General features: G+C 33.1%; 9 protein-coding genes and 1 CRISPR repeat array. Of the genes, 8 read left to right on the top strand and 1 reads right to left on the bottom strand.

Features of this window, described 5'->3' with window-relative positions:
* Positions 1–2: 2 nt before the first annotated feature.
* From cas3 to ISU02_RS12815, 5 genes are all read left to right on the top strand, one after another.
* Entirely contained in the window at positions 3–2231 is a 2229-nt protein-coding gene (gene cas3, locus ISU02_RS12835; protein WP_207736298.1) for a CRISPR-associated helicase Cas3', read from the top strand.
* Positions 2232–2245: 14 nt separating this feature from the next.
* Positions 2246–2737, top strand: coding sequence for a CRISPR-associated protein Cas4 (locus tag ISU02_RS12830; protein ID WP_194702233.1), 492 nt, complete (start codon positions 2246–2248; stop codon positions 2735–2737).
* A 14-nt stretch (positions 2738–2751) separates the two neighbouring features.
* Positions 2752–3744 (top strand): type I-B CRISPR-associated endonuclease Cas1b, encoded by a 993-nt coding sequence (gene cas1b / locus ISU02_RS12825; RefSeq protein ID WP_194702232.1) that lies wholly within the window; start codon positions 2752–2754, stop codon positions 3742–3744.
* 13 nt (positions 3745–3757) lie between these two features.
* Entirely contained in the window at positions 3758–4036 is a 279-nt protein-coding gene (gene cas2, locus ISU02_RS12820; protein ID WP_194702231.1) for a CRISPR-associated endonuclease Cas2, read from the top strand.
* 182 nt (positions 4037–4218) lie between these two features.
* A CRISPR array of direct repeats spans positions 4219–6158; the repeat unit is 30 nt; unit sequence GTCTTAATTGAACCATATTGGAATGTAAAT.
* Between the two features lie 292 nt (positions 6159–6450).
* A complete protein-coding gene (locus tag ISU02_RS12815) occupies positions 6451–7266 on the top strand; it encodes a sugar nucleotide-binding protein (protein WP_194702230.1) in 816 nt (271 codons plus the stop codon).
* Between the two features lie 197 nt (positions 7267–7463).
* On the opposite strand, the gene ISU02_RS12810 is transcribed toward ISU02_RS12815, so the two are convergent.
* Positions 7464–7877, bottom strand: a complete 414-nt coding sequence (locus ISU02_RS12810) for a hypothetical protein (RefSeq protein WP_194702229.1) — start codon at positions 7875–7877, stop codon at positions 7464–7466.
* A gap of 316 nt (positions 7878–8193) precedes the next feature.
* On the opposite strand from ISU02_RS12810, the gene ISU02_RS12805 reads away from it, so the two are divergent.
* Genes ISU02_RS12805 through ISU02_RS12795 form a run of 3 tightly spaced genes read left to right on the top strand, consistent with a single transcriptional unit; the run spans position 8194 to position 11024 of the window.
* Positions 8194–10302 (top strand): BglG family transcription antiterminator, encoded by a 2109-nt coding sequence (locus ISU02_RS12805; RefSeq protein WP_207736293.1) that lies wholly within the window; start codon positions 8194–8196, stop codon positions 10300–10302.
* Positions 10292–10732 carry a PTS sugar transporter subunit IIA gene (locus tag ISU02_RS12800; RefSeq protein WP_194702227.1) on the top strand — a complete coding sequence of 147 codons (441 nt, stop codon included), beginning with the start codon at positions 10292–10294 and terminating at the stop codon, positions 10730–10732. The genes ISU02_RS12805 and ISU02_RS12800 overlap by 11 nt, the downstream gene beginning before the upstream one ends.
* A 13-nt stretch (positions 10733–10745) precedes the next feature.
* The gene (locus tag ISU02_RS12795) at positions 10746–11024 is read left to right on the top strand and encodes a PTS sugar transporter subunit IIB (RefSeq protein ID WP_194702226.1); all 279 of its coding nucleotides are present in this window, start codon (positions 10746–10748) and stop codon (positions 11022–11024) included.
* Positions 11025–11027: the final 3 nt, after the last annotated feature.

Raw genomic sequence — 11027 nt, 5'->3', positions numbered from 1 at the left:
CAATGATAAATCAATATTTAGCAAAATCCCACCCTGTGGAAACCATACAAGAACATACGGATCGGTTAATGGAAAATTATAACCTTTTAAAATCAATATATCCCAATTTAAATGTAAATTGGGATATATTATACTATGGTTGCTTGTACCATGATTTAGGTAAGATGAACTTAAGATTTCAGAATAAAATTGTTAATGGTATCAGAGATGAACATGAAATTCCACATGGAATCTTGAGTTTGGCCTTTTTGGATACAACATACTTTTTAGAAAAGGGGCTTTCAAGCAACGATCTTAAAATTCTTGCTCAATCAATTGCTTTTCACCATGAAAGAGATATTACCTATTCAAGTGAAGCTTTAGAAGTTGAAATTGAATCGCTAAAAAATGAAAGAAGAGCATTTGAGTATGATAAACTCACAACCCAAAGTGTAAAGAAACTGGCAGTTAAATACTTTGATAAAACAAGATTTTCTCAAGAAAATGGTTCTGTATTCTATGATTATGTATTAGTCAAAGGCATGCTAAATCGCCTTGATTATGCTGCAAGTGCTCATATTCCTGTGGAAAATAATAATAATTTTTTAGAAAAAGCATTAGAACATATGATGAGCTCTTGGCAGAAGAACAATCCAAAATCAGATTGGAATGCACTTCAAAAGTATTTAAAATCACATCAAGATGAAAACGTTATTGTAATTGCACAAACTGGAATGGGAAAGACCGAAGCTGGGCTCCTTTGGATTGGTGATCATAAAGGCTTTTTTACTTTGCCCCTTAAGACTGCAATAAATGCCATGTACAAGAGGATTTGCTCAGAGATTATTTTGAATGAACATGGACGTAGGGTTGGACTTCTGCACTCGGATACTTACAATGAATACAATATAAGCAATTTTTTAGAAGAAGATGTAGATGACTATTACAATAAGACGAAACAATTATCGTTACCACTTACAATCTGCACTTTAGATCAAATATTTGATTTTGTTTTTAGATTTAGGGGATTTGAGCCTAAATTGGCAACGCTCTCCTATTCAAAAGTGGTCATAGATGAAATTCAAATGTATTCATCTGATCTATTGGCATATTTAATTTATGGCTTAAAAATGATCACTCATATGGGCGGAAAATTTGCGATCTTAACAGCGACATTGCCTCTTGTGTTAGTAGATCTATTAGAATCTGAAGGTATTGAATTTATACCATCAAAGACTTTTGTCAATAATACGATCGTCAGACATCACTTAAAAACAATTCATAGCAAAATAAATCTTCATGATATTTTAAAATACTATAGATCCCAAAAAGTACTGATTATTTGTAATACTGTAAAAGAAGCACAGCGCATTTATGATGAACTAGTTGAAAATGAGGTCAGTGATTCTATCAATTTATTTCACAGTCATTATATTAGAAGAGATCGAAAACTAAAGGAATCACAGATTTTAGAATTGGGTGATAAACATTTTAATGGAACGGGCATATGGGTGACAACTCAAGTCGTGGAGGCGTCTTTAGATATTGATTTCGATATTTTATTTACGGAATTATCGGATTTAAATAGTCTATTTCAAAGAATGGGGCGATGTTATCGTGGGCGTGCATATGCTGGAAGCGCACATAACTGCTATGTCTTTGATGGTGGAGAACAATTCTGTTCTGGTGTGGGATTTGTAGTCGATCAAGACATTTTCAACATGTCCAAAGTAGCTATTTCTGGCTGGAATGGTATCATAACGGAATCGCAAAAAATGAATTTAGTGGAGGCCTTGTATACAACGAGCAATCTTAAAGAAACGGAATACTATCAAAAAATAGTGCTTAATTTGAAACATTTGAAAGAGATTGATGATCATGAAATGAACAAGAAAAAGGTTCAGGAAATTTTTAGAAACATCAATTCTGAAATGGTGATTCCTATGTCTGTCTATAAAGAAAATCGCTTGGAAATAGATGAAATTTTAGAGGTGATTACAACTAAAATTGAAAGAGATTTAGAACCTCAAGAAATAAAATTACTTAGAAAGAAAAAAGCAGATGCTAAAAATAAATTGTCGGATTTTACGACGAGCGTGGCAATGCATAAAATTAAAAATAGTGTTGATTTTTATTTAGAAGTGAGTAAATTTTGGCGGATACCGGTTATAGATTGTCAATATTCTTTTGAATATGGTGTTGAACATGTTAAGAGTAAGACCATTAATAGATTTATTGATGACGAAGGTTAATGTGAGGATGAGTTATGAAAAATATAACGGGTGTGATGATCTATTACAATTTAGTGTGCAAAAGAAAATTGTGGTATTTTTTAAAAGAAGTAACTTTAGAGCATAATAGTGACTTAGTCGGAATTGGTAAACTTCTGGATGAATCATCTTACTCGCGCGAAAAAAAGCATATTTTAATTGATGAGACTATTAACGTTGATTTTTTGAAAAATTGGGAAGTGATTCATGAGGTTAAGAAATCTAGAAAAATTGAGGTGGCTTCTGTATGGCAAGTCAAATACTACATCTGGTACTTGCAAGAAAGAGGTGTGGATATAAAAAAAGCTGTTTTAGACTACCCATTACTGAGGGTGAGAGAGGATGTTTTTTTAACAGATGAGGATGCAAGTAGAATCAAAGCTATTTTGGTTGAGATTGAAAGTATTAATGGTTTAAAGAGTCCACCTAAAGTTGCCGAAAAAAAGGCTTGTAAAAAATGTGCTTATTTTGACCTTTGCGCTGTATAGGAGGAGGTGATTGTATGGGTGAAACATTTTATATTTTGAATGATTGTAATTTGAAGCGTAAAGACAATAATATTGCACTTGATATGACATCGGGAGTAAAAAAGTATATAAAATCGGAAGTGACTGACGAAATTTATTTGTTTGGAGAAACGACTTTAAATACAAAAGCACTCAACTATATCTCTCAGCAGAAAATTATTCTTCATGTCTTTAATTACTATGGATTTTACTCCGGGACTTTTTATCCAAGGGAAAGCAATGTGAGCGGTTACTTGTTAGTAGAGCAAGTTAGAAAATATGATAATAGTGAAATGAGAGTGGAGATTGCAAGGGAAATAATAAGAACTGCAGCTCATAATATTTTTAGAAATTTGCGATATTATAATGGTCGGGGTCTAGATTTAGAGGATTCTATAAATAATATCCAAAAGCTTATATTAAGGGTTGATGATTGTAATAGCATTCAAGAAATTATGGGGATTGAGGGCAATATCAGAAAACAGTATTACAGTACATGGGATAAAATCATCAAAATTGATATAGATTTTACCAAACGCGTTAAACGCCCTCCAGATAATATGATCAATTCATTACTTTCTTTTGTCAACAGTTTAGTTTACACAACAGTATTATCAGAAATATATAAGACACAATTAAACCCGACTATAAGTTTTCTTCATGAACCAGGGGCTAAAAGATTTTCACTTTGTCTAGATGTAGCAGAAATATTTAAACCATTGATTGGCGAAAGAATGATATTTTCTTTGTTAAATAAAAAGCAAATTACAAGTGATGATTTTGAATCAAGTTCAAACGGACTGTATTTAAAAGATTTTGGAAGAAAAATAATTCTCAAGGAATATGATTCTAGACTTGAAAGAACAATTATGCATCGTGACTTGGGAAGAGAAGTTTCTTACCGTTATCTCATCAGATTAGAATGTTACAAGCTCATTAAAGACATAATTGGTGAAAAAAAGTATCAAGGATTTAAGATTTGGTGGTAAAATGAGGTGAGTAATGTATGTTGTGTTAATTTATGATATTAAAATGGACTTAGATGGTCCAAGGATCTGGCGCAGAATTTTTAAAATTTGCAAGCGTTATATGTCTCATATACAAAAATCTGTTTTTGAGGGTAATTTGTCCGAACTTGAATTGATGAAATTAAAAAATGAACTAGATCAGTACACTCGTATGGATAGAGATTCAGTCGTGATTTTTATAAGTCGAAATGAGCGATGGTTAGAAAAAAGATTTTGGGGTGTTGAGGATGAAAAAACCTCTAATTTTTTATGAAAGATCATTGTCGACCTGTAATAGCGTATATTTTCTAGGAGATCGACAATGTGATGTTTAAAGGTCTTGAAGATTAATAAGGAAATGTGGCGCTATTAAATGACTGTTATGGATACTCAAACTTTATGATCGACAATTTTAGTGCTTGAATGCCTGTCTTTTCAATGCGTAAAATGCGACGGGTCTTAATTGAACCATATTGGAATGTAAATTCTAAAATTGTGGAACAAATTGCAAAAGAAATGCATGTCTTAATTGAACCATATTGGAATGTAAATGATGGAATTAAGACGTTTGGTCCGGGTCTTACAGGGTCTTAATTGAACCATATTGGAATGTAAATTTCACAACAGCGTTATACCAAGTAGCCCCGCCAAATGTCTTAATTGAACCATATTGGAATGTAAATAGATGAATCTGTTCCGGAAAATTGCAAACTTATAAGTCTTAATTGAACCATATTGGAATGTAAATTTACTTCTCTATCTTCCGTAATAGCTTCATACAACGGTCTTAATTGAACCATATTGGAATGTAAATGATGTTATAGGAGATTTTAGAAACATGAATTTTGAAGGTCTTAATTGAACCATATTGGAATGTAAATAACACTCCTGTCACAGTAGATTCAATATCAATAGGGTCTTAATTGAACCATATTGGAATGTAAATTTTTATAAACCTTTAACGGGCATATCGCAAAATTACGTCTTAATTGAACCATATTGGAATGTAAATGTATGAATGTGGTTTGTTTACCACAATTGTTACATAGTCTTAATTGAACCATATTGGAATGTAAATTCTACCATTTCAATTCCTGTTTTAGGAAGTTTATCGTCTTAATTGAACCATATTGGAATGTAAATAAGAATGCTTCGTTGGCTACGCTATTAAGAAGTGTTGTCTTAATTGAACCATATTGGAATGTAAATATAGTTAAATTATCTATCCCCGTTGGTGTTATTCTGTCTTAATTGAACCATATTGGAATGTAAATTGAACTCGTTTTGTTATAACAGACTGCTTTACTGCGTCTTAATTGAACCATATTGGAATGTAAATGCAAAAAAAGGCCCCGGATCTATTGAAAACGGAATAGTCTTAATTGAACCATATTGGAATGTAAATAAGGTTAACGGATCAAATAAATTCCCAAAACTTAAAGTCTTAATTGAACCATATTGGAATGTAAATAAAGATGAGGTTAGTATCACTGTTAACGCACGTAAGTCTTAATTGAACCATATTGGAATGTAAATAACTATTGCCAGCATTGTGGGACTAAAATAGATTGGAGGTCTTAATTGAACCATATTGGAATGTAAATAATGTTTTGTCGTAATTGCTTGTTAACCATGAAAGTGTCTTAATTGAACCATATTGGAATGTAAATGAAATTTTCTTTGCTATTAGAAGATACGCTGTTGCAGTCTTAATTGAACCATATTGGAATGTAAATTGGTTAAAATATTCAAAGGAATGATCGGGTTGACTGGGTCTTAATTGAACCATATTGGAATGTAAATTTTATTATGCTTGTTCTGTCGTTTATAGCAGTTTATGTCTTAATTGAACCATATTGGAATGTAAATGTTGAACTTTATTAATATTCTTGATACATAATACTAGTCTTAATTGAACCATATTGGAATGTAAATATATTTTAGCTTTAAACTCATCAAACCATTTCTGTCGTCTTAATTGAACCATATTGGAATGTAAATACTTTTAGAAGGAATTATAACAGAAGCTCAATGGATGTCTTAATTGAACCATATTGGAATGTAAATTTCATTTTTACCTGTTTTTACTACTTGTGAGGCGTGTCTTAATTGAACCATATTGGAATGTAAATAGAGTTAAACGGTCTATAGACAAACTTGTTGAGTGCGTCTTAATTGAACCATATTGGAATGTAAATATAATAACACTGCTAAAGAATTGATCATAACAAATGTCTTAATTGAACCATATTGGAATGTAAATGCATTCACAAGGATCTTTTCAGCCACTTTTGACACAGTCTTAATTGAACCATATTGGAATGTAAATGACCTTAAAGGCTACCACGAACCCATCAAAAAAGCCTGTCTTAATTGAACCATATTGGAATGAACTACTTAAAACATTTAAGAAATTGGGATTACTGAGCAAAATGATCTAATCTATATATCAATAACTGATAAGGTTGTTGCTAAAGTAAAATTTTGAATTGTCATGTCAAAACTAAGTTCATCAAAAATGATTGAATTGAAATACAAGATGAAAAGAAACTTAAGATAATAGACTATGTAAATATTTATTGATGTAAACACAATCAACTTAGATTTTTCCCAACTCATGGATAGATTGTGCTAGTTATTGGGTAAGAATATTTTGAGACTTATGAACGTATAGAAAGGGAGGTGTACATGGAAAAATTATTTATACTTGGAGACAGTGGACTTGTGGGTAGTGCTATTATAGAGCTTCTAAAAGAGGACTATGATATTACGGGGGTTTCAAGGGATCAAATACCGAAAGCCAAGTGGAAGCATTTGAAATTTGATCTTGAATCGGACCAACTGTTGCCTATATTAGAGGCGACGCAGCCCAGTGTTATTATTTCATGTACAAGAGGCGATTTTGAAAAACAGTTAGAGACACATCGTGAAATTGTTAAATATGCATCTCAAACAAATGCAAAAGTGTATTTCTTTTCAACCGCAAATGTTTTTGATGGGATTCCTAATTCAGTAAAGATAGAGACAGATTTGGTTAATGCCACTTCTGCATATGGTCATTTTAAAATCAACTGCGAAAACCTTTTAACAGAGGGGTTGGCCCAAAATGCAATTATCTTGAGATTACCTATGGTCTTTGGCAAAAAGTCTCCTAGAGTTAAAGAGATTGTCGCAGCGCTTAGAAATGAAAAAAGCATAGAGCTCTACGAAAATTTGATTTTTACATCTATCTGGGATACACAAATCGCCTTTATGTTTAAGCACATATTGGAATCTGATTTGAGAGGCATCTTTCATCTTACCTCAAAAGATGTGATGGATCACACCACTTATTATAGAAAGTTCTTACACAATAATGTCTTAATAGAAAAGGGCAATATAAAACATCAAGAACCTTACTATCTAGCTCTAGGAAGCACTCGGCAGGAACTTGTGGATTATGAATACTCAAATGATGATGTGATTAGGAAGATCAAAAAAGCCCTTAAGAAGTTTAAGCAATGAAACGTGGAATAGATAAAAAATGAAAGAACAGAAAAGAATTAAAGTGATAGAATCTATTACTTTGCAATGGAAGAAGTATGAAAAAAAAATTCTGAAATAGAAGAAGAACCCTGAATGTTTAAGTCAGGGTTCTTCTTTTGTAAATCAAGAATGCAAATGATGACGCGGTTGCAAATCACGATTTTCATGGACTGATTCTATAAATTTTTTTTCATGGATTTTGAAAATATAAGAATGATTGAATAGATGACACAAAATCGTAAGAAGTAATGCATGCTGTAATTAATAATACCAGATGAAAGAGAAATCATGGAGTACTCTAAAAAATTATCTGTAGAAGCTATAAAGGCCATAAATAAAGCTAGCAGAAAAAAGAATCTTTTCCTTGTCTTTTCTGATTTTGCATTGTCATTTATCAAATGTTCAATGGCATCGTTAAATTTGAGCGCAACGACAAACATGATGGGGTATATCGTCAGCATAAAAACAATGTTATAGAGGTTGAAAAAATGCCGAGAAATAGCATAACAGTCCAATATAAAGAAAATTGATAAAGCAAAGAGGAGTATTTTAAGAATTTGCTTCTCCGCGTGTGAGTCTGATCTATCCATAGTGCCTCCGAAATTTATTGTAAATCCATTTATAATAAATCTATTATACTAAAAAGTTATGTTAAAGCCATAGCATTTGTATTAAAATTTGGCTACAAAACAAGTGGGCATGCGGTGCCATAAGCCTATTGAGCTTTTAAAACAACTTTAGCGAATAAAAAGACAATGCGCTGTACAGAAGTTGCCACTTTTATCAGGCATATATTTGTTCCGATAGACCTTGAATCTATTGAAATTTCAAAATATAATGAGTATGAAATACGACATGTCAAGTTAATTAATTTCAACCACATTAATGTGGCAAAAGGTGATTTAAATGAATGCTCGAGCAATAAAACTCTTAAAGCTATTAATGGAAAATGAAAGTTATACAACTGTGGAAGCGTTGGCTAAACAGCTGGGTGTTAGCAAGCGGTCTATTCGATATGATCTTGAAGCAATCAATGCATGGTTGGAGATGAATGACCTGCCAAAGATCGTCAGCACGCCCAGAAAGGGTGTTCTCTATGAGCTATCAGAAGCATTTCTTGAAAAACTAGAAACAAACCTGCTTCGAGAACATAGAGCAGAACCGGAACTCGATATCGATGCGAGACAGCAAATTGTCTTGTTTAATTTATTGATTTCAACAGGTGTTATTTCACTTGAATCTTTGGCAAAGAAAATCAAAGTGAGCAAGACGACCATTGCAAATGACATTAACGCGATTCAAGAACAGATTAAACCGCAAGGCCTCACCATAGAGAGAACTCGGGGCGTAGGGATTGAAATCAATGGCGATGAAGCGAATAAACGCAATAGTCTTGTGAAATTGCTCCGAAGTTTAGCCACCAAAGGTACGTTACAAGAGAATATGACGACTCTAGAAGATGCATTTCAATCCATAAAAGCCTATTTTCCCAAACTGGATATTGATTTTATCATAAAACTGATTGAAACACTTGAAAAGGAAAGTGGCTATCACTTTACAGCAGAAGGGATTATAGATCTTATTACACATATTGCACTTACCGTTGAGAGACTAAGATTTGATAAGAAAATTATTATTGATAAAGACAGATTGCACGAACTTCAAAAGAACCCATTCTATAGCTCTGCTAAAAATCTTGCAGAGCAAATAGAAGCACATTTTAAAATCAGAATCCCCCAAGATGAAATTGGTTATATTACAATTCATCTTATGAGTACAAAGCTTACAGGGATTGACCATATGGATGTTGGTTCAGATTCCCAGCATAATCTGTATAGCTTAATCTTGGATGTAATCAAGCGAATCAGTGAGTATTTAAGGGTTCAGTTTTTAAATGAAAAAGAACTGGCAGATGATTTATATTTGCATATGAGTTCTACATTAGAAAGGCTGAAGTCAAGACAGACTATTATAAATCCTATATTCGATGAAATTGTTCAAAAGTACTCCAGCGTTTTCAATGCCAGTAAAAAGGCCATTAAAATACTAGAATCTGCTTATGATGTGCATTTTACAGATCATGAAATATCATATGTCGCTATGCATATTGGGGCGGCCCTTGAACTCAAATCATATAAGGAACAATTGAAAATTAATGTTTTGTTGGTTTGTGCAAGTGGTATTGGCACTTCTAGGCTCTTGAGAACAAAATTGATATCTAATTTTACGAATTTTAATATCGTTGCAACGGTTTCTTACTTTGAAATGGAAAAATTTTTATGTGACCATACAATTGATCTGATCATTAGCACATTGCCACTGGATAGCAAGCATAAAAAATCGGTCACTGTAACGCCACTTCTGAGTGAAAAAGATGTTGAAAAGTTATCATCCTATTTAAAAGTGAACAGGCAGTCTGAAAAAAAATTAAATGAAGTAGAGCCTTTAATTGAAGATATGATGAAAATTATAGAGAGTCATGCACAGGTTCACAGCTCTGAAAATCTAAAACGAGATCTTGTCCAACTGTTAAATAAGCAGAAAAACAGAACGGCCAAATCGCAGTTAATAGATAAAGATCTGATCATGACTCAAGTTAAGTGCACAGACTGGGTGAGTGCCGTTAAAAAAGCGAGTGAGCCCTTTATAAAGCAACAATATGTGACGAAGTCCTATGTTGAAAAAATTATTGAAAACAGCACCACATATGGTCCTTATATGGTGGTGGCACCTGGTATCGCCATGCCGCATGCAGGCACAGAAGATGGTGTTTTTAAAACAGGCATTGGCATTATGACGTTAGAAAAGCCAATAAAATTTAATCATAAGAGCAATGATCCTGTTAAAGTTGTTATTTTCTTATCTGCGATAGACAATACGACTCATATTGGCCAACTGAGTTCTCTATTGGGTTTTCTATCAGAAGAGGGAGAATTAGATAGATTGTGTCAAAAAAAATCACGTGATGAAGTCATTGAGTATTTAAATCATAATGAGGTGTTTTATGAAATTTGATCTAATAAAAGAGAATTGCATAAGGGTAAATGTATCTGCCGAGGGCTGGGAGGATGCTGTCACAAAGGCGGGTAATCTTCTTGTTGAAGCAGATATTGTTGTGGAAAGGTATATTAAAAAAATGATATCGAATATCAAGGAAATGGGACCCTATCTTGTGATTGCGCCAGGCATTGCCATGCCACATGCAAGACCAGAAGATGGTGTTAATGAGAGTGGCGTCTCACTTATGACACTTGAAAAGCCCGTACGATTTGGTCATGAGATCAACGATCCTGTGAGTTTAATCGTAACCTTGGCGGCAAAAGATACCACAAGCCATATAGAGGCTCTGGCAGAGCTTATGGATTTACTTGGAGATCAGAACAAGGTTGAAAAGATGTTGAATAGCAAAAGTGAGGCAGAAATTATAGAGATTATTAGAAATTAGGAGGTTTTTAATCATGTTGAGAATATTAACAGTATGTGGTGCAGGCGTTGGCAGTAGCATGATGCTAAAGGTGTTCACACAGCAAATTTTAAAGCAAGAACAAATTGAAGCATCTGTCAATGCCACAGATATCAGTTCAGTGGATCCTAAAAGTGCGGATATTATTATTACAACAAGTGATTTTGCAAATGTGATCCGAAATAGTACCTGTCCAATTATTAGAATTGATAATCTGACAGATAAAGTTAATTTAAAAAATCAATTGCTTGAGACCATATCGAAGATTAAATAGTTT

This window comes from Fusibacter ferrireducens, assembly GCF_015352425.1.
Taxonomy (GTDB): Bacteria; Bacillota; Clostridia; order Peptostreptococcales; family Acidaminobacteraceae; genus Fusibacter_A; species Fusibacter_A ferrireducens.
Note: the sequence above shows the minus strand (reverse complement) of the source record. Positions and strands in the feature narration are given on the sequence as shown.